Annotated in this window: 15 protein-coding genes; 6 read left to right on the top strand and 9 right to left on the bottom strand. The window is 38.9% G+C overall.

Annotated features, from left to right (window positions below):
* Positions 1-1,210: 1,210 nt before the first annotated feature.
* Genes recG through asnC form a run of 3 tightly spaced genes read right to left on the bottom strand, consistent with a single transcriptional unit; the run spans position 1,211 to position 4,537 of the window.
* Positions 1,211-3,292, bottom strand: coding sequence for an ATP-dependent DNA helicase RecG (recG, locus tag L647_RS0115155; RefSeq protein ID WP_024611818.1), 2,082 nt, complete (start codon positions 3,290-3,292; stop codon positions 1,211-1,213).
* Between the two features lie 58 nt (positions 3,293-3,350).
* On the bottom strand, positions 3,351-4,037 hold the full coding sequence (gene trmH / locus L647_RS0115150) for a tRNA (guanosine(18)-2'-O)-methyltransferase TrmH (RefSeq protein ID WP_024611817.1): 687 nt from the start codon (positions 4,035-4,037) through the stop codon (positions 3,351-3,353).
* 41 nt (positions 4,038-4,078) lie between these two features.
* Entirely contained in the window at positions 4,079-4,537 is a 459-nt protein-coding gene (gene asnC / locus L647_RS0115145) for a transcriptional regulator AsnC (protein WP_024611816.1), read from the bottom strand.
* A gap of 196 nt (positions 4,538-4,733) precedes the next feature.
* Between asnC and asnA the strand changes: the two genes are divergently transcribed.
* Positions 4,734-5,729: an aspartate--ammonia ligase gene (gene asnA, locus L647_RS0115140; protein WP_024611815.1), complete on the top strand. Its 996-nt coding sequence runs from the start codon at positions 4,734-4,736 to the stop codon at positions 5,727-5,729.
* A 45-nt stretch (positions 5,730-5,774) separates the two neighbouring features.
* Here asnA and L647_RS0115135 read toward each other — a convergent pair whose 3' ends face one another.
* The 5 genes from L647_RS0115135 to gmk all read right to left on the bottom strand — a co-directional run bounded on the left by L647_RS0115135 (position 5,775) and on the right by gmk (position 11,193).
* On the bottom strand, positions 5,775-7,379 hold the full coding sequence (locus L647_RS0115135) for a FapA family protein (protein WP_024611814.1): 1,605 nt from the start codon (positions 7,377-7,379) through the stop codon (positions 5,775-5,777).
* A gap of 159 nt (positions 7,380-7,538) precedes the next feature.
* Entirely contained in the window at positions 7,539-7,931 is a 393-nt protein-coding gene (locus L647_RS0115130; protein WP_024611813.1) for a RidA family protein, read from the bottom strand.
* A 12-nt stretch (positions 7,932-7,943) separates the two neighbouring features.
* The gene (spoT, locus tag L647_RS0115125; RefSeq protein WP_024611812.1) at positions 7,944-10,049 is read right to left on the bottom strand and encodes a bifunctional GTP diphosphokinase/guanosine-3',5'-bis pyrophosphate 3'-pyrophosphohydrolase; all 2,106 of its coding nucleotides are present in this window, start codon (positions 10,047-10,049) and stop codon (positions 7,944-7,946) included.
* A 123-nt stretch (positions 10,050-10,172) separates the two neighbouring features.
* Complete coding sequence (gene rpoZ / locus L647_RS0115120) at positions 10,173-10,448, bottom strand: DNA-directed RNA polymerase subunit omega (RefSeq protein ID WP_024611811.1); 276 nt, start codon at positions 10,446-10,448, stop codon at positions 10,173-10,175.
* Between the two features lie 124 nt (positions 10,449-10,572).
* The gene (gene gmk / locus L647_RS0115115) at positions 10,573-11,193 is read right to left on the bottom strand and encodes a guanylate kinase (RefSeq protein WP_024611810.1); all 621 of its coding nucleotides are present in this window, start codon (positions 11,191-11,193) and stop codon (positions 10,573-10,575) included.
* A 522-nt stretch (positions 11,194-11,715) separates the two neighbouring features.
* On the opposite strand from gmk, the gene L647_RS0115110 reads away from it, so the two are divergent.
* The 5 genes from L647_RS0115110 to L647_RS0115090 all read left to right on the top strand — a co-directional run bounded on the left by L647_RS0115110 (position 11,716) and on the right by L647_RS0115090 (position 20,425).
* Positions 11,716-12,639 carry a restriction endonuclease gene (locus L647_RS0115110; protein ID WP_024611809.1) on the top strand — a complete coding sequence of 308 codons (924 nt, stop codon included), beginning with the start codon at positions 11,716-11,718 and terminating at the stop codon, positions 12,637-12,639.
* Between the two features lie 60 nt (positions 12,640-12,699).
* The gene (locus tag L647_RS0115105; protein ID WP_024611808.1) at positions 12,700-14,271 is read left to right on the top strand and encodes a type I restriction-modification system subunit M; all 1,572 of its coding nucleotides are present in this window, start codon (positions 12,700-12,702) and stop codon (positions 14,269-14,271) included.
* Positions 14,268-15,512 (top strand): restriction endonuclease subunit S, encoded by a 1,245-nt coding sequence (locus L647_RS1000000125015; protein ID WP_024611807.1) that lies wholly within the window; start codon positions 14,268-14,270, stop codon positions 15,510-15,512. The genes L647_RS0115105 and L647_RS1000000125015 overlap by 4 nt, the downstream gene beginning before the upstream one ends.
* 6 nt (positions 15,513-15,518) lie before the next feature.
* Positions 15,519-16,850, top strand: coding sequence for an RNA-binding domain-containing protein (locus L647_RS01000000124350; RefSeq protein ID WP_253948892.1), 1,332 nt, complete (start codon positions 15,519-15,521; stop codon positions 16,848-16,850).
* Positions 16,851-17,539: 689 nt separating this feature from the next.
* A complete protein-coding gene (locus L647_RS0115090) occupies positions 17,540-20,425 on the top strand; it encodes a type I restriction endonuclease subunit R (RefSeq protein ID WP_024611806.1) in 2,886 nt (961 codons plus the stop codon).
* Between the two features lie 113 nt (positions 20,426-20,538).
* Here the strand turns inward: L647_RS0115090 and L647_RS0115085 are convergent, their stop codons facing one another.
* Positions 20,539-21,300: an IS5 family transposase gene (locus L647_RS0115085; protein WP_024611512.1), complete on the bottom strand. Its 762-nt coding sequence runs from the start codon at positions 21,298-21,300 to the stop codon at positions 20,539-20,541.
* Positions 21,301-21,390: the final 90 nt, after the last annotated feature.

The raw sequence follows: 21,390 nt of genomic DNA, 5'->3' as shown, positions 1-21,390 counted from the left end.
AAGAAGCCCACTTAGCTCACCAGTCTCAGCAATAGCGCGATAATAAGCAGCTTGAGAGAATGATAGTGCTATATTTATATTGTAACTCTCCATCGCTGTGGGCACTAAAGTATTCTACTGCGCGCACCGACTTCACATTGTAGAGACCCCCAATCTAACGGTTCGGGCTTTTTTACGTCTGCAGAAAAGTGAAATGTGGGGGGATAACGCACAAATCACACCTTACACTCTCATTAATATCCCTTATTTCATTCGATTACAGTTCATGAACCACTTTCAATAAGTCCACTTAGCTCACCAGTCTCAGCAATAGCACGATAATAAGCAGCTTGAGAGAATGATAGTGGTGTATTTACACTGTGGCTCTCCACCGCTTTGGGCACTAAAGCATTCTACTGCGCGCACCGAGTTTACATTGTAGAGACCCCGAATTTAACGGTTCGGGCTTTTTTACGTCTGCAGAAAAATGAAGTTTGGGTGAATAACGTATAGCTCACGTCATGCACTCCTATTCATAGCCATTACATTCCCTATTTAATAAACAATGTTGTTACATCTCCTTCTCACACTTACTTTATTGGGTTTTATTCTTGTGAATAAGGTGCAGTTTATTAAGATTATATTTTTGAATTGCAAAGTCGTATCGTACATAAGGCGACTGCCTTACAAGTTCGGTCAGTTTTTAGCGCTGTGCTTACTGTAATTAAGAGGAGCGCCTGTGAATTGATTTATCCTCTAAGCCTAATAACCGTAATTCTAGGTAATTAGAGATCCATTTGTTAGCACCACTTCGGGTAATATTGCTTATGCTATTATCTTCATAAAATAATGATATGAAAGCAATCACATTCGTTTACGTGTATTTTTCGGAGAGGCTTAATATTTACTGTAATAGCTGTAAATTCACAATTAATTGATACGTTATTTTATGTGGTATCTATTAGATCAGATGTTTAAGTGAGCTGATATTACATAGCAATTTCGACATGCTTTTATAGAAAGTCATACATAATTCTATCTTCATATTGTCTGCCAAGCCTATTTGAGCTCATTAGTTTTATAGATAGAGGTTTAACTGTGGTGGTATCTATCTTTGATGGTAATAAAAAGATAGATAATAGATATGTAAAAATAATCTTGCGTAGTTATAAGTGAAATGCGAATTATTAAAATCGCAGGGCTATTATAGACAGCAAATAGTCCGTTGAAATTATGCTTGTGCGTAGTTTGACTTATCCCCTAGCCATCTATGAATTAAGGGATCTACATGTTGAGGGTATTGCTTTAACATTTGCTGCGCGATAGGTCTTACTTGATTAAGTGTTTGTTTGTCGCGTGTTAAATCCGCAATTTTAAATTCCGCTAAACCAGTTTGTTTTGTACCAAGAACTTCGCCTGGTCCGCGTATTTCTAAATCACGCTCAGCTATAACAAAGCCATCGTTACTATCTCTTAGTACTCCTAGCCGTTTTTGAGCTGTATGAGATAATGGGGCGTGGTATAAAAGTACGCAATGGGATGCTATAGCGCCACGACCGACTCGACCGCGTAGCTGGTGTAATTGTGCTAAACCTAGGCGCTCAGGGTTTTCTATAATAATTAAACTCGCATTAGGAACATCCACACCAACCTCGATAACAGTTGTCGCTACTAATACATGTATATTTCCGGCTTTGAACTCACTCATTATTGCTTGTTTTTCAGCTGACTTCATTCGTCCATGAACCAAGCCTACGTTGAGCTCGGGTAATGCTTCTTTTAATTGCAGCGCGCTGTCTTCAGCTGCCTGGCATTGAAGTACTTCAGATTCATCAATAAGTGTACACACCCAATAAACTTGACGACCTTGTTCGTGGCACGCTAATTTAACGCGAGCTATAATGTCGTCTCTGCGTGTATCAGGAAGTGCAACAGTTGTTATTGGTGTACGACCTGGTGGTAATTCATCTATTACAGAGGTTTCTAAGTCAGCATAAGCTGTCATTGCGAGTGTGCGCGGTATAGGTGTTGCTGTCATAACCAATTGGTGAGGGTAACAATCCTCAAATTTACCTTTTTCGCGTAGTGATAGGCGTTGGTGAACACCAAAGCGATGTTGCTCATCAATAATTATAAGTACCAAGTTATTAAACTTTACTTCATCTTGAAATAAAGCGTGAGTACCTACAATCATTTGGGCCTCCCCAGAGGCTATTTTTTCAAGCGTTGCTACGCGTTCTTTACCTTTTGTCTTACCGCCAAGCCAAGCAACTGTGATACCTAATTGATTAAACCACGTTGTAAAATTAACTCCATGTTGCTCTGATAATATTTCAGTCGGTGCCATCAAGGCAACTTGAAAGCCTTGAGCAATGGCTGTTAATGCGCTAAGTGCAGCGACAAGTGTTTTGCCTGAGCCAACATCACCTTGTACTAAACGCATCATTGGATAAGCATGTTGCATATCACCTTTAATTTCTGCTACTACGCGACTTTGTGCGTTTGTTGGTGCAAAAGGGAGTTGCTCTAAAAATTGGCTTTCTAATATGTTTATTGGATTTAGAGCTACCGCTTTGACTTGCTGCCCTTGTTCTCGCACTTTTAATAAACTGAGGTTTTGTGCAAGCAACTCTTCAAATACTAAGCGTTGCTGAGCAGTGTGAGTTCCTTGCTCTAGTGCTGTTACATCAATATTATTTGGTGGACGATGAAGTAATAATAACGCATCGCTTAACGCCATGTTTGATGGCTGCCATTTCGTAGGAAGTAATTCTTCTACTGAATATTTGTTTAGTAAATCAATTGCCTGTTCGCTTAAAGCTCTAATCGATAGTTGTTTTAAGCCTTCAGTTGTTGAATAAACAGGCGTTAATGTTGTGGCGATAGGTTGTTCGTTAATAGTATCGCTGATGCTATATTCAGGATGGCTCATTTCAAGACCAACGCGTCCGCGACGAACCTCGCCGAAACAGCGTATAATTTTGCCTGCACTGAGCGCATTTTTTTGTGCTGCGGTAAAATTAAAAAATCTAAGCGTAAGCCTACCTGTTCCATCGTTTATTTGGCATACAAGCATTCGCTTTTTACCAAAAGTGATTTGGCTTGTTTCAACTGTAGCCTCTACGCTAACGTGACTATGAATGGCTAACTCGTTTATTGCATATAAGCGAGTGCGATCTTCGTATCGAAGTGGTAAATGAAAGAGCATATCTTGTACAGTAATAATACCTAGCTTTAATAGACGTTCGGCCATTTTTGGACCGACCCCTTTAAGTTCTGTTATAGGGTATTGGCTTAAGCTAGGTTTAGACAAAATAGACTCAATTTTTAATTATTTAGTGGATTAAGTGTACTTACAGAGTGTAAGTGCATCAAGTGTGTTTTAAAGCTTGCCAAAATTGTTCATCAGCAACAATTTCGCCGTTTTCATCAAGTGCAGGATAAGGTAATTTTTTTTGTTTACACTGCCTTGCAATAATAGGGTGGCAACCTTCAAAATAAAGTGGGTGCTTAACTTCTGCACTAAGCATATCCCTATTATATAAACCAGCAAGTTCACGTTGACGTTGTGCTTCAAATAATATTAGTGCAGCAGCCACCGAAACATTCAGTGATTGCACCATACCTTGCATAGGAATAATAATATTTTGATCGGCATATTCTAAGGCTTTTTCTGATATCCCCGTTTTTTCTTGTCCAACAATAATTGCAGTAGGTTTGGTGTAATCTACTTCTCTAAAATCAACCGCATCTTCTGAAAGGTGAGTCGCTAGGATTTGTATCTCGGGATTGCGCTCACGCATTGCCATAACCGCGTCATCTATATTTCTATGTAGATGAGTCTCTAGCCAGTTTTTACTGCCACCTGAAGTATTATTAGTTAGCCATTTTTGTTTTTCTGGCCATACAGCATGTACGTGGTGGCAGCCAACGGCATCTGCACTTCGAACGATTGCAGATAAGTTATGGTGTTTATGCACGTCTTCTAAGCATACTGTTAGGTCTGTTTGACGACGTGAAAGTACGTCTTCGATTCTTTGATAGCGAGTTTGCTGCATGGTGATCCTCTTTTTTAGGTAATTATACGAGATTTTTACTATTAAGGCATTACCGTACGGCTAATTGGATTTTGTAGTGATATAAGCGTTTCTGTTGATTGAATAGCTTCAATTGCCTGTATTTTATTAATGAGAACATCTTGTAGGTGGTCAATTGACTTTGCCATTACTTTAATAAAAATACTGTAGTTGCCAGTTGTGTAATAAGCTTCTACAACTTCTTCAAGTGCTTCTAGTTTTATTAATGTTTGTGGATAGTCGCGTGCGTTATTTAAGTTAATACCTATAAAACAACATACATCATAACCTAATTGCTTTGTGCTAATAGTGAGTTGTGTGCCGGTTATGATCCCTGCCTGTTTCATTTTTTCTATACGAACATGAATTGTACCTGCGCTTACGCTGAATCTTTTCGCGAGTTCTGCATAAGGTGTACGTGCATTTGCCATTAATGCATGCAATATCTGTTTATCGAGATTATCGATTTGATAATTTTCCATTATTTTTCGTTTGTAAAATTATTGAATGTAGGGTTTTTATACCATTAAATTGATTGTTTTTGTATGTTAAAGCTATTTTTGTTGTGGGATATTGAATTAATACTGTAAATCGTTACATTAACCTCATTAAGATGCCTTGTTGAGTGTCTTTTATCAATTAAGCAAGTAACAATAACTGGGAATGAGGCCAATTATTATGAGTTCACACTATGTGCAGCAACAGCAGCAAATAAGTAAAGTTAAGCAATTTTTTTCACAGCAACTAGAAACCCAGCTTGGACTCATTGAGGTTCAAGCCCCAATTTTGGCTAAAGTGGGCGACGGCACGCAAGATAACTTAAGCGGCCATGAAAATGCAGTTGCTGTAAAGGTAAAAGCTATAGCAGATAGTCAATATGAAGTAGTGCACTCACTGGCTAAATGGAAACGTAAAACACTAGCAACTTATGGCTTTTCGGCTGGTGAAGGTATCTATACTCAAATGAAAGCGCTACGTCCTGATGAAGATACATTAAGCCCTATTCATTCTGTTTATGTTGATCAGTGGGATTGGGAAAAAGTAATTAGCGAAAGTACTGAGCGTTCGCTGACTACATTAAAGCAAACCGTTCAATCTATTTATAAAGGAATTAAAGAAACAGAAGCCTTCGTAAGTGAATCTTATGGTTTAACTTCATTTTTACCTGCTGATATTAAATTTGTACACAGTGAAGAGTTACGCAAAATGTATCCTGACTTTAATGCTAAGCAACGTGAAAAGGCAATAGCACAAGAGTATGGCGCTGTATTTTTAATAGGGATTGGTGGTGTGTTAGGTGACGGCAAAATCCATGATGTAAGAGCGCCAGATTATGATGATTGGTCTACACCTACGTGCGATCAATATATGGGATTAAATGGCGATATTTTAGTGTGGAACCCAGTGCTCGAAGATGCCTTTGAAATATCTTCGATGGGTATACGTGTAAACCCTGATGTTTTAAAAGCACAATTAAGTATTACAGGCGATGAAGATCGATTAGAGTTTGATTGGCATAAAGCTTTATTACAAAGTAAATTCCCACAAACAATTGGCGGCGGTATAGGTCAGTCACGATTAGCTATGTTACTGCTTCAAAAGCAACATATTGGGCAGGTACAAGTAGGTGTATGGTCAAGTCAGACTTACGACACCGTGAGTGGTTTATTGTAGATTTTATTAAGCCTTAATAGAGTGCTCTGTGAAGCACTCTATTAATTAGTGAGTTTTAAATTCTACCTCGATTTTATTGTTTATAAGCTTTACGTTACATGGAGGGTAATTACGGGTTGTTTTAAGAGCTTTGTCAAAAATATGAATTTCGACTCCAGAGTGCAAAACTGTATTCACGGCTAGATTAGTATCACTAAGTAAGTCGTGCAGATCGTGATCTAGATTTGAAAGGCGTTTCTCTAATTGTTCTGCTTGTTGGCAGTAGTGTAACTGGGTCGCACCAATTTTTGTGATTAGCAAACTTTTCTTTTCAGTGTCTTTTACTTGATCTGCTTTTTCTAGAGCTATTTGAAGAGTATCTAGTTGCTGATCTGTTTTTGCTAAATCTTTAAAGCAGTTATCTGTATCTGCTGTTATTTCAGCACCGGAGGCTGCTAAGTTTATTACCATTTTAGCACCAGACTCATTACCAATTTCGCCTGCAATAAGCGTCGTTGCATCTAGTATTTCACCACCAAATATTTTACCTTTAGGTAAATCTGTTTGTCCAACTTGTAGTAACCGCTTTGCTTTCATTATGCAGTGGCTTGTTTGGCGTTCAATAAATATATTACACGCTTCTATATAGCAATATTGTGAATGGGAGATGTGGACATCACCAGCACATATTAATTTACAAGAGAGTGACTTATCATCTTTTTGATGGCCAATAATACCTTGTTTTACCGTTATATTGCCGCCAGCAGTAAGTTCACCAGATTCTACAGTGCCAAAAATAGTAATATCGCCTTTAGCAGTTACTTTCATCCCTGGGTCTATATTACGAGTAACAATAACGCTACCTTCAAAATCTATATGACCACTTTTTACGCTCACATCCGATATTGTAAAAATGTCATCTACTCGCATACCATTATTTATCTCAACCGGTACTCCAGAAATAGTAGACACTAGCTCCATTGGATTGAGTTTAGATATTTCAGTGCCTTCACCCGCAACGAGTTGTTTATTATCACCTGGCTTGGCTGGTAATATGTCTCCTACAACAGTAAAACCTTCTTTTCCTGGGGTTGCTGGCTGTTGACGTATGAGCACAGCACCAGGCTCTACACTTGCGAGCTTGCCAAAATCTCGCATATCAACACTACCATCTTCTTTTAATTGAGGAGCCTTTAGACGGTCTTTAAGCGTTTTTACTGTTGCTATGAGCTTAGTGGCTAAACCATCACTCGGTAAACGGCCTTTAGCAATAACACCTTTTACTACACTACCTGCAGCGGCTTCGAGTTGTTTATCGAGGATTTGTTCTAAAAATGCTTGCTTATAGCCACGGACTATTCCTGCTTTGACTAGCTGTTTTTTAGCATCTTCTAAGTTCAGTATTTTACCACCTTGTGCAACGGTAAGCTCACCAGTAGCAAGCATTTTGTCGTCGCTAATAGTTACGCTTAATGTAGCGTTATGCTTATTGGCAACAACTAAAACAGACTTACTACTTCCACTTTTAAAAAAGTCATTAATAGCATTATGATCTATTTTGCAATTACAGAAGGTCGACTTTTCGAGAGCTTCAAGCACAAATGCAGCACTTGGAGGGGCGTGTTTACTTACATCAAGTAAAACATTTCCATTATTGGCAAGCTTAAACACTAGTTAATCCTTTTCTACTACTTAAGTTAAATTTTTATTAACAGCACAATTATAGAGTGCTAGAAATTTACTTTTGAGTCAAGAAATCAAGAAAAACAAAATGATATATAAAGTAGGGGAAGTATGAGCTATAGCGCAGGTCTATAGCTCATAAACACATTAGTTAGTTGAAGGTAATTCCATAATGCCATCAATCTCAACTTGCACGCCTTTAGGTAATGCACGAACACCAATCGCAGCGCGTGCTGGATATGGTTGCTTAAAGTACTGGCTCATTACTTCGTTAACAACAGCAAAGTTAGATAAATCAGTAAGATAAATATTAACTTTGACTAGGTCATGTATTTGACCGCCAGCTTCTTCACACACTGCAGCTATATTTTTAAATACTTGGTGTGTTTGTTCGCCAAAGTCTTCTGAAATAACTTCCATTGTTTCAGGAACTAATGGAATTTGACCTGATAAATAAACAGCAGTACCTACTTTAACTGCTTGGCTGTATGTGCCAATAGCTGCAGGTGCTTTGTCGGTAGAGATAAATGCTTTATTCATGTTTTTCCTATTTTATTTTTTACGATAGACTTTTTGCACATCAGGCATAACACGAATTTTACGCATAATGTTAGCAACATGGACACGGTTTTTAACGGTGACTCCTAGATCTATCACGTATAAATTACTTTCTTTTTCATCGGTAGCTATTTCCACAATGTTGGCTTGGGTTGTAGCAACAACATTAGTTAATTTGGCTAGAGCACCTTGATGATTAATTATTTCAACTCTAAGAGCTGCAATATATTCTTTCTCTGGGTTATCGTCCCATTTTACAACTAAGTATTTAGAACGCTCATTTTCCCAACCTCGAATGTTTTTACATTCTTGCCTGTGAACAGTTAATCCTTTGCCTTGGCTTATATGTGCGGTTATTGCATCCCCAGGTACTGGGCGACAACATTTAGAGTAATTAACTAACATGCCTTCGGTTCCAATAATGGTCGCTTTGGCTTGGTTTGTCATATCGGTTAAGTCGTCACTATCGTTTTGCAGCAAACGCTTAGCAATTAGCATACTCATTAAATTACCAGAACCAATTTCAACTAATAACTCAAGTAATGTAGAAAGCTCATGTTCTTCGAGTACTCTTACTATATTTTCATCAGGTATATTATCAAATTTATTTTCGCCAAGTGCTGAATCCAGTAAGCGTCTGCCTAATAACATTGCTTCTTCGTGATGCTGGCTTTTAAGGTAGTTACGAATCCCTAATCGTGCTTTGCCTGTCACAATAAAGTTAAGCCAAGTAGCATTAGGGTGGGCCCCTGAGCTAGTTATTACTTCTATTGTTTGACCGGTATCAAGTGCTTTACTTAAAGGATAAGGTTTGCGGTTTACTCTTGCTCCAACACAGGTGTTACCTACATCAGTATGTACAGCGTAAGCAAAATCGACAGCAGTAGCACCCATTGGTAATTCTACAATACGACCATCTGGCGTAAATACGTAAATTTCTTCTGGGAATAATTCGGTTTTTACGTTCTCAATAAACTCAAAAGACGAACCAGCACTTTGCTGTAGTTCTAGTAAACTTTGCATCCATTGTCGAGCGCGTTGCTGAGATGTATTACCTGCACCGTCACCTGATTTTTTATACATCCAATGCGCTGCGACACCTTTATCTGCCATATGATCCATATCGTGAGTACGAATTTGAATTTCAACAGGTATACCGTGTGGGCCAACTAAAGAAGTATGAAGTGACTGGTAACCATTTGTTTTTGGTACTGCTATATAGTCTTTAAAACGTGTTTCAATTGGTTTATAAAGGCTATGTGCAACGCCAAGTACGCGATAGCAAGTATCCATAGATTCAACGGCTATTCTAAAAGCATAAATGTCCATTACTTCGTTAAATAACAGCTCTTTATTTAGCATTTTTTTATAAATGCTATAAATATGTTTTTCACGACCAGATACAGTTGCATTTATACCTGATTCTTTAAGACGAGCTTCTATTTCATTTTGAATATTAGAAATAACTTCTTTACGATTACCACGAGCTTTAGCCACTTCTGATTTAAGTGCACGATGACGCATAGGGTATAAAGCTTGAAAACCCAAGTCTTCAAGCTCATTTTTAATATCGTGAATACCCAAACGGTTTGCAATTGGCGCGTATATTTCTAATGTTTCTCGAGCAATACGACGGCGTTTATCGGGACGTAATGCTCCCAATGTACGCATATTATGAGTTCGGTCAGCGAGTTTAATTAAAATAACCCTAATATCTTGGGTCATTGCCATAATCATTTTTCGATAGTTTTCAGCTTGGAATTCTTTTTTATCTTTAAAGCTAAGCTTATCGAGTTTACTTACACCCTCAACTAGTTCTGCAACCGTTTCCCCAAAAATTTCTGCTAAATCTTGTTGGCTAAAGTCAGTATCTTCAATTACGTCATGCATTAATGCAGCCATGAGTGTTTCATGATCGAGATGCATACCAGCAAGAATTTGGGTTACTTCAACAGGATGGGTAATGTAAGGTTCGCCACTTGAGCGCGTTTGACCCTCGTGAGCCTCTCGGGCTACCACGTAAGATTTTTGTACTAACTCTACTTCAGCAGCAGGCAAGTATTCTGAAATTTTCTTTTTAAGACCTTCAAAAAGATACATTTACACTCCAATGTTCTAGTGAAGTAAATTAGGTAAGTTACGAATATACGATGAATAGAGGATATTGCCAACGACTATAGTAGAAATACTGTGTCGTTGGCTAAAATCAAACCGGGAGGTTGATTATTGATTACCGCCAACGATGGCAGCAACAGCAGCTAATTCAGCCGCTTCTTGATGTTGTTGTTCTTCACGGTCAATTAAGTCCATTGATGAACTATCAACTAAACCTAATTCAATTTCACGTAAAGCAACTACTGTTGGTTTATCGTTTTCAGGGTCTACTAGTGGAGTTTTACCACCAACAGCAAGTTGGCGGGCACGACGAGCCGCAACTAAAATTAAGTCAAAACGATTACCAACTGCATCTACTGCATCTTCAACTGTTACGCGGGCCATCTCAGCACTCCAAAATAATTTAAAAGCAAAGACGTAGTTTACTGCAAGCAGCAAGTTTCGCCAATAGCTAGTGGTCAATTTTTATTAGTTTTACAAGCCTAAAGCTAATTTAAATAAGTCTAAACTATTTAAGGAGGCTATTTAGTAAATCTTGATGGCGAAGAGTTTGCGCTTTTAATGTTAAACGCTGTGCCATAACAATCGTTTCTATGTCTGCAAGTGCTGTATCAAAATCATCATTCACAATAACAAAGTCATATTCATTGTAATGTGATGTTTCTGATTGTGCTTTTGCCATACGAGAAGCAATAACTTCAGCAGAGTCCTGACCTCGGTTATTTAATCGTTGTTCAAGTTCTGCTTTAGAGGGAGGCAGAATAAAAATAGTTTGAACGCTTGGCATAATTTTACGTACTTGTTGCGCACCTTGCCAATCAATATCTAAAAAAACATCTATACCAGCATTAAGTTGTGACTCAATCGCTTGCTTTGATGTGCCATAGTAATTATCAAATACTTGAGCCCATTCAAAAAAATCATCTTGAGAAATAAGCGTCTTAAATTCATCAGTTGACGAAAAATGATAGTGCACGCCATGATTCTCACCAGGGCGAGGAGAGCGAGTGGTATGCGATACTGATACTTTTATATCTGCATGTTTTTTTAATAACGCATTAATTAAGCTTGATTTACCTGCGCCTGATGGCGCTGACAAAATAAATAGATTTCCGCGAGTTTGTGCCATATTTATCTCTACCTAAAAATAAACAGGCTTGAGTTACAAATAACTCAAGCCTTCAATAACTACATTGTACTTTATTTCACTAATTATGCTCAAGTGAGCTACAACAGCGTTATGTGTTATTCAATGTTTTGAATTTGAATTTGAATATTGAATGGCTAATTTAACCTTTTATTTATCAGTTGCTTGGTCCGCTTTTGTTGTCTGGTTAATGCTTTTGGTAACCACTATGGTAACCACTTGGTTTGTGATTTAATCTTTTACTTAAATATTTGTATGAGTATAAATTAAGAGAAACCGATCTACGTAGTAAAACTTACAATCAGCATCTAATGTTATGAGTTAGTGCTCTTGTGAATAATATAAGTTAGTTCTCTTCACTACTCAACATAAAGTGTGTCGATATGAGACATATGTTCATTACATAACCTTTGCCCCATAATCTTAATTTGTATATTATCTCAACTAATAAGAACAATGGATTAGCTGTATAGTTATTACTAATATGGCTTGGCAGGGAATAGTATGTCGTTACCAGACTACCAATCATTTATGACCCCATTACTGCAATGTTTAGCTAATGGCAAAACCGTAAAGCTCAAAGAGATTGAGGCAAACGTTTATCAAAGTCTGGACTTATCGGCAGAGCAGCTTAAACAGCGTATTCCTAGTGGAAAGCAAACTTATGCTTACCATCGTTTGGGGTGGGCTAAAACATACTTAGTACAAGCAGGTTTAATTGAACAGCCTAAAAGAGCCTTTTGCAAAATTACGGACAAAGGGTTAGCTGCCATACAAGCTGGCGAACTAATCAATAACCAGTATTTAAGCCAATACTCTGAGTTTTTAGATTTTAAAACCCGCGCTAAGGACACTAGCGACTCACTAGATGAAAACACCACCAGCTTAGTAAATAGCAACTCACACAAAACACCAGAAGAGCTTATAGAAGCCGCAGTAGAAACACTCAACACTAACTTAAGTGACGAAATACTACAGGCAGTGCTTTCGGCCTCACCTGCATTTTTTGAAAACCTTGTAGTCGATTTAATGCTAGCTATGGGCTACGGCGGCTCACGCAAAGATGCAGGGCAAGCTACGCAATATACTCAAGAAGGTGGCATTGATGGCGTAATAAAAGAAGATAAACTCGGCCTCGAAATGATATATTTACAGGCTAAGCGCTACACCAATAAAACAGTGGGTAGACCAGACATACAAGCCTTTGCGGGTGCACTTGATATGCACCGCGCTAAAAAGGGTGTATTCATTACCACCAGCGGCTTTAGTAAAGATGCACTGGAATATGTAGGCTTAATTGAAAAGCGCATAGTGCTTGTAGATGGTAAACAACTTACAGAGCTAATGCTTACTCATAATTTAGGCGTTAGCACTAAACAAGTATTTGAAGTAAAAGCGCTTGATAGCGACTACTTTATTGAAGATTAATAAGTATGCTCGGCGTGCTAGTAGAAATTTCTACACAACCAATTAAGAGAACACACAACAATGGTTCAACAACACCAACAAGAATTAAAAAAGCAACTTTGGAACATAGCAAACAGTTTACGTGGCAACATGTCTGCTGATGACTTTCGCGATTACATACTTGGGCTTATTTTTTATAAATATCTGTCTGATAAGCTCAACACTTATGCCGTTCAGTTACTAAGTGAAGATGGCATTGCATTTGCTAAAATTGACGAAACAACAGCAGAGGGTCAAGAGTATTTAGAGGCAGTAAAAGAAGAGGCGCTTGATAAGTTAGGCTACTTTTTAAAGCCAGCAGAGCTTTTCCATGTACTTGCTGAGCGCGGCGCTAACAACATGTTTATTTTAGACGATGTAACCAACGTACTTAACCATATTGAACAAAGCACGATGGGCGCAGATAGCGCCGACGATTTTAACGGCTTGTTTGACGAGCTAGACCTAACCTCTAACAAGTTAGGCAAAACACCGGATTCGCGTAACAAGTTAATAGCCAAAGTATTAGAGCACCTTGATAACATCGACTTTCACCTAGAAAGCAGCGAAATAGACATACTTGGCGACGCTTACGAATACCTTATTGGTATGTTTGCCAGCGGCGCGGGTAAAAAAGCAGGCGAGTTTTATACGCCGCAAATGGTGTCAAAGTTACTGGCAAAATTAGTCACCTTAAATAACCCGCATATTAAATCGGTTTACGACCCTACGTGTGGCTCTGGCTCATTGTTGTTACGAGTTGCTAAAGAGGCCAATAATCCTGATTTAAAATTTTACGGCCAAGAACAAAATCCAAGTACGTATAACCTAGCGCGTATGAACATGATTATGCACGACGTGCATTACACCAAGTTTGATATTCAAAACGACGACACGCTAGAAGTGCCCGCACACTTTGAGCAACGCTTTAGTGCTGTAGTTGCTAACCCGCCTTTTTCTGCTGATTGGTCTGCTAACCCGCTACACATGAATAACGAGCGCTTTGCCGACTACGGTAAGCTGGCACCAAAGGGCAAAGCCGATTTTGCTTTTGTACAACACATGATCCACCAGCTTGACGACAACGGCACAATGGCGGTGGTATTACCGCACGGCGTGTTATTTCGTGGTGCTGCCGAAGGGCATATACGCAAACACCTAATTAAAGAAAAAAACTACCTTGATATGGTAATCGGCTTACCTGCTAATATATTTTTTGGCACGTCTATACCTACCTGTGTGTTGGTGCTAAACAAACACCGTAAAGCCGACGACAACGTGTTGTTTATAGACGCCAGTAATCACTTTGAAAAAGGCACTAACAACAACGTAATGAGTGAGGAAGACTTGCAACGGATTTTAGATGCCGTAAGCAAACGCGAATTCATTGATAAATACGCCTTTACCGCAACACAGGCAGATTTAGCTGAAAACGACTACAACCTTAATATACCTCGTTATGTAGACACCTTTGAGGAAGAAGAGCTTGTTGATTTGAGTGAAGTTGCTAAACAGCTGATCACAAATGATAAAGCGATGCTTGAAACAGATAAAACGATTGCTGGTTTTTGCGATGAGTTAGGGATTGAAGTGCCGTTTGGGATAGTGAAATGAGCGCAGTAATACCTAAATTTAGGTTTCAATGTTTTCAAAGTGACTGGAGTGAAAATAAACTATCTCACTTCTGCTATATAAACCCGCCTAAACCTATTGAGCCAGTTGATGGTAAGATTTCATTTATACCTATGAATGCAGTAACAGAAGAAGCGAAGCTTTCTTATTCTGAAACTGTTTCGTACAAGAGCTATTGCAAAGGCTTTACAGGTTTTCAAGATGGGGATGCGATTTTTGCTAAAATCACACCTTGTTTTGAAAATGGTAAAGGAGCTTTATTACAAGGGCTTGTTAATGGTGTCGGTTTCGGTAGCACTGAATTCCATGTTCTAAGAGCAAAAGAAGGTAGCTCACCATCATTTATACATTATTTATTGAATACACCTAAGTTTCGTTTTGTTGGTGAACGGAATATGCAAGGTTCAGCAGGACAGAAACGTGTTACTACAGATTATTTACGAGCATATAAAGTTTACTTTCCTAAGTCGAACTTAGAACAACAAAAAATTGCTGACTTTCTTACTTCTGTAGATACTAAAATCAGCCAGCTAACTGAAAAGTACCGCCTATTAAAAGACTACAAAAAAGGTGTAATGCAACAGATTTTTAGCCAACAAATCCGCTTTAAAGACGATGATGGAAACGCTTTTCCTGAATGGAATACACATGAATTAGCTATGCTTTCTGAATCAGGTATCTCCAATGGAGTTTTTAATGACCCTAAAAAGGTAGGAAAAGGCTTCCGATTGATTAATGTAAAAGATATGTATAAAGGTGATTCAATTGAATATTCTGAATTAACTCTTTTGGATCTAGAGCCAAAACTATTTGAAAAAAACAAAGTCAAATACGGAGACATATTCTTCACTCGATCTTCAATCGTTCCCATAGGAATTGCTTTTAGTAATGTTAATTTATCTGAGAAAGAAGATATAACCTTTGATGGGCATTTAATGAAAATAAGCCCTAACAAGAAGCTTGTTGATCCTCTTTTTCTTGCATATTACCTCAGAAGTCACGCTCCACGTAAAGCATTAGTTTCTCGAGGTAAGCAAAGCACTATGACTACTATTTCTCAAGATGATATTAAAGATATTAAATTAAATATGCCAGCTTTAAAAGAACAAAAAAAAATAGCGCAGTTCTTACAATCGCTCGATAAAAAAATAAACGCTGTTAATGAGCAAAGAGAACACACTAAGCTATTTAAAAAAGCCTTACTACAGCAAATGTTTGTGTGAGAAATAATGACTAATAAAATTAACGACAACCCAATGGCGAACATTATTGATATTCAAACTTTGCAAGAAAGCGTAGAGGTTGAGTGCAAGCTTGCTGGTGGCCGCGACGGCCATGGTGCAGTGCCTAACGATATGTGGGAAACCTATAGCGCGTTTGCAAATACCCGTGGTGGCTTAATTTTATTAGGCATTAAAGAAAAAAAAGGCAGGTTTACAGTTGAGGGTATAACAAACCCAGCGCCGCTAATTAAGAATATTTGGGATACGGTTAACAATCCCAATAAAGTGAGTATTAATTTGCTCAGCGAAAGCGACGTGCGCATTGAAACACTTGAAGGTAAGTCGGTTATTGCGATTACTGTACCGCGCGCCCCGCGCGAAAGCCGACCTGTATTTATAAATGCAAACCCGCTTAATGGGACTTATCAGCGCCGTTACGAGGCCGACCAAAAGTGCTTGCCACCGGCAGTAAATAAAATGCTGGCAGAGCAAGAAGAAGTGCGCGACAACCGTATTTTAGAGCATTTTACCCTTGATGACATAGACCCCGAAAGCCTGCGTATTTACAGGCAGATGTTTGTTGATGCCAAGCCACAACACCCTTTTTTAGAATTGAGCGACCAAGAGTTTTTGCGCTCAATTCGTGGCTGGCAAAAAGACCGCGCAACAGGTAAAGCGGGTTTAACCCTTGCTGGCTTAGTGATGTTTGGTAAGTGGGATGCCATTCAAGATGCGCTGCCTAGTTTTGCACTCGATTATCAAGAAAAAGACGACAGTACACACCGCTGGATAGATCGTATTTATACTGATGGCTCTTGGTCGGGTAATGCTTTTGATTTTTATCGTAAGGTGTATCGTAAGCTTACGGCAGATTTAAAAGTAGGGTTTAGTTTAACTGATGACGGCCAACGACAAGATACCACTCCTGCGCATGAGGCCATTCGTGAAGCACTAGTTAATACACTGGCACATGCTGAATTTAATACCGAAAGTAATATTTTAATTGAAAAACACCCTGACTTCATTGGCTTTAGAAATGCAGGCTTAATGCGTGTACCTGTACATGAGGCTAAAGCGGGTGGTAACAGCCAGTGCCGCAACCCTGCTATTCATCAAATGTTTTTAAATATTGGTTTAAGCGAAAAAGCAGGTTCGGGTATTCCTAAAATATACAGTAACTGTAAAGCGCAAAACTGGCAGCCACCACATATGTATGAAAAGGACGAGCTTAACCAAACCTTTTTAGAGTTGCGTATGGTTAATATTGTGTCGCCTGAGCTTGATAAACGCCTGACAGATACCTTTGGTAGTGGCTACAAAAANNNCCGCCATTACTGAGTCATGGTTTAACCACGAGCGTATTTGCTCGTTGACCTCAGAGCATACAAGAGAAGTGACACTTGCGTTAAGTCAGTTAGTTAGTGCAGGGTACTTAGAATCGGCAGGCCAGCACAGAGGTAAGATATATCACTTAAAAGGGATACAAATTCCTACTCCTGATAATGATGCAGGTAAGAGTATTACGTTTGTAGCTTCTCCGAAGTTAGATCAGCTTTCACTGTTTGAAGGTCCGGAGTTAAATAGCGAAGGTCCGGACCTAGGTAGTGAAGGTCCGGAGTTAAGCAATGAAGGTCCGGACCTAGCTCTAAATACTCCGGACCAAGACAATACAAAAGTTGAGACTGTTGCAGCTGATGAGTTATGGAGTTCACTATGGGTTATAGGTGAGCAAGTACGAGCTGCCTCAAGTAGAAAGCAGAAGTCTGAGGTAGAACAAGCAATAATAGCCCTATGTAAAGAAGCACAGCCGCACTGTTTAAGGTTGGGTGATATAGCGCAGCTGCTAGGGATGAAGCCCGACACGCTAAGACGTAATTACTTAAGTAAAATGGTTAAAGAGCAGGTATTGTTTTTGGCATATCCAACAATACCGAATCACCCAGAACAGGGTTATAAGTTACATAAAGATTAGCAATAAAGCTGTGAGTGTATTGCACAAGGCTAGCGCAAAGGAATTGTAGGTATAAATGAATTATCAAAGTGAACAACAATTAGAAGATAACTTAATTGCACAGCTTAGCGAGCAAGGCTTTACGCGCGTTGTTTTAAAAGACAACACTGCACTTGAGGCGAATCTTAAGCAGCAGCTTGAAAAAGTGAATAGCTGCACGTTAAGCGATACTGAGTTTACGCAAATATTGGGTAAGCTTGGTAAAGGTAATATATTTGCAAAAGCCAAAACACTGCGCGACCAGCTTGATGTAACACTTGATAACGGCGACAGCAGGCACTTAACGCTGTTGTTTGATGAGCCGCAGCTAAACAGCTTTCAAGTAGCGCAACAAATTACAGTAAAGGGCACATACACTAATCGATACGATGTAACGCTATTGGTTAATGGCTTGCCGCTGGTACAAATAGAGCTAAAGCGTCGTGGTATTGAACTAAAAGAAGCGTTTAACCAGATTAAGCGTTATCAAAAGCATTCGTTTCATGCCAACCATGGTTTGTTTAACTATGTGCAATTGTTTGTTATGTCGAATGGGGTTAATAGCCAGTATTTTTCTAACAACAGTGAAATGTCGGCTAAGCAAACCTTTGACTGGACTGATAATGAAAATAATAAAATAAGCCAGTTACATGACTTTGCCGAAGCATTTTTAACGCCTTCGCACTTAACGCATATCCTCACCAAGTACATAGTGCTTAATGAAACAGGTAAGTACTTAATGGTGCTTAGGCCGTACCAGTTTTATGCAGTAGAGGCGATTGTAGAGCAAGTTAAAACTACAAACGATAATGGCTATATTTGGCATACTACAGGATCGGGTAAAACATTAACCTCGTTTAAGGCGGCGCAAATTATGACCTCGCTGAGTGAGGTTGATAAAGTAGTATTTGTGGTAGACCGTAAAGACCTAGATTACCAAACAGCGCTTGAGTTTAATGCGTTTGTAAAAGGTTCTGTAGATAGCACTGACAACACCAGTATGTTGTTCCACCAGCTGTTAGATAAGCCAATGAAGGGTAGAAAGGTCAACCAAAGCCGTAATACTAAGCTGGTGGTAACTACACTACAAAAGCTTAATAACGTGGTGACTAAACAGCGCTATTTAAAAGAAATGCAAAGCCTGCAGGATAAACGCATTGTGTTTATATTTGACGAGTGCCACCGCAGCCAATTTGGTGATACGCATAAAAATATTACCGAATTTTTTAATAACGCGCAGTTGTTTGGTTTTACGGGTACGCCTATATTTGCCGACAATGCTGTTGCTAAAAACTCAGTTAAACGCACCACTAAAGATTTATTTGGTGAATGCTTACATCCTTATGTAATTGTGGATGCAATACGCGACTCTAACGTGCTTAAGTTTGCTATTGAGTACGTTGGGCGCTATCAATACAAAGATGGCTCTAACAACAACCTAGATATTGAAGTTGAAGACATCGACACCAAAGAGCTTTTAACCTCTCCTGCGCGCTTAGATAAAATAACCGATTACATTATTGCCCAACATAACCGTAAAACGCATAGCCGTGAATATAACGCTATGTTTTGCGTATCAAGTGTTGCAGAGCTTATTCAGTATTATGAGCTGTTTGCGAGTAAAAAAGCACAAGACAAACACAACCTTAAAATTGCCACCATATTTAGCTATGAGGCCAATGAAGAGGAAGAGTACGAATTAGGTAATGATGATGCGCAAATTAAAGAAGTATCAGCCAAATATTTAAACGAAGGGCAAGCCGTTAAGCTGCATAGCCGCGATAAGTTAGACTCATTTATTAACGACTACAACGCAATGTTTGGCACAAGCTACTCCACCAAAGATAGTAAGTTATTTGAAGACTACTACAAAAATATATCTAAGCGCGTTAAAGCCAAAGAGATTGATATATTGCTGGTGGTAAATATGTTTTTAACAGGCTTTGATGCTCCTAAACTCAATACTTTATACGTTGATAAAAACCTTAAGTACCATGGCTTAGTACAAGCGTTTTCGCGGACTAACCGTTTATTGGGCGAGACTAAATCGCATGGTAACGTAGTGTGCTTCAGAAACCTTAAAAAAGCTGCTGACACGGCTTTTACGCTGTTTTCGAACAAGCAGCCTAAAGAATACATAGAAACACCTTCATATAATGAGCTACTTACTGATTTTAACAGCGCCTATGAAGCGCTAATGGCAATTACGCCTACTGTTGACTCAGTTGATGCTTTACCTGACGAAGAGGCTCAGGCGTTGTTTGTGAGGCAGTTTCGCGAGCTTATGCGCTTAAAGAACATGTTAAGCAACTTTGCTGACTTTGATATGGATTCAACCTCCATGGGCGAGCAAGAGTTTCGGGATTATACGAGTAAGTATGCCGACCTTGGCAGGCAGCTACGTGAGAATTCAAGCAAAGAAAAAGTATCGGTTTTAGATGACGTTGATTTTGAACTAGAGCTACTTCACAGCGATATAGTAAACGTAACCTATATTTTGCAGTTATTACGTGAGTTACACGGTGAAGAAAGTACTGACGAAAAAGCCCGTAAACGTCAAGTAATAGCAAACTTAATAGCCACAGACCCAACCTTATTAAGTAAAAAAGCACTAATAGATAAGTTTATGGACGAGCACTTACAGGGTATTCCCGCCAGTGCTGACGTTGATGAAGAGTTTGAGCTTTATTGGGAAAAAGAAAAGCGCCTAGAACTTGAGAAGTTTGCCCAAGAGCAAAAGCTAAACCAAGAACGCCTAGAAAAGTTAGTAACCCGCTATGAGCTAAGTGACGAAATGCCACTAAGGGATGACTTTGCTGATGTGCTCGAAACCAAACCCAGCTTATTACAACGCAAAAAAGTACTGCCCATTATTACCGATAAATTTAAACGCTTTGTAGATACGTTTATGACAGGGTTTTAAAAGGCTGTAGTCGTGTTTTTTGTAAACCGTCAACGGTTGACGGTTCCTATATAGAAATAACTCCAGTTGTAAATTGGTAATACTAGGGGCTGTTGATCTTTGTAGTATATATATTAATCAGCCCACATTGGTAGCCACATCATAGTAAATGCTAAAGCGAGCATGGAATGATAATTCCGTTCAAGCTTTTCATACCTTGTAGCTATCCCTCTATATTGTTTGATCCGACCAAAGGCATTCTCAACTAAGTGCCTATATTTGTACATGCACCAGTCAATATCTTCATTACCCACTAAACTGTTATCCTTGCGTGGAATAACGGGTGTAGCGCTATTATCACGAATAAACTCTCTTAGTTTTTCACTATCGTAGCCTTTATCTGCGACAACCACATTACTCGTTGGGCAATTGTCTACAAGTGACTCTGCATGGACGATATCATGCGTATTTCCACAGGATAATTCATAATAAACAGGCAATCCTCCGCTATCTACTGCAAGATGAATTTTAGTCGAATTGCCACCTCGACTCTTACCGATTGATTCATTGCCAGCGGTTCTTGCACCGCAACTATGCTGGTGAGCCCTGACAATACTGCCATCAATAAAGATCCAATCCATATCAGCATAGTGGGATAACACACGAAATAATTCATTCAAAATATCTTTTTTGGACCATAAATTAAATCGTCTATAGATAGCACTCCACGAGCCGAAATAAGACGGTAAATCTCGCCAAGGAATACCGGTACGCATCTTATAGAGTATGCCTTCGAGCGTTTTTCTATGCTCAGGCTTATTATAAATTCGACCACTTAAGTGCATTACTTTTGATAAGACATTCCATGTCGCGTCTGTTAACATTAATCTTGGCATGAGGGTTCGGTGTAACGTTTTTTAGCGAATTCAATTATACCTTATCCTCATGCTGTTTGTTTTTTATACCGCAAAGATCAACACGCCCTA

Source organism: Pseudoalteromonas sp. TB64 (assembly GCF_000498095.1).
Classification (GTDB): domain Bacteria; phylum Pseudomonadota; class Gammaproteobacteria; order Enterobacterales; family Alteromonadaceae; genus Pseudoalteromonas.
The sequence above is the reverse complement of the archived record's forward strand: the minus strand, read 5'-3'. Positions and strand labels throughout refer to the sequence as shown.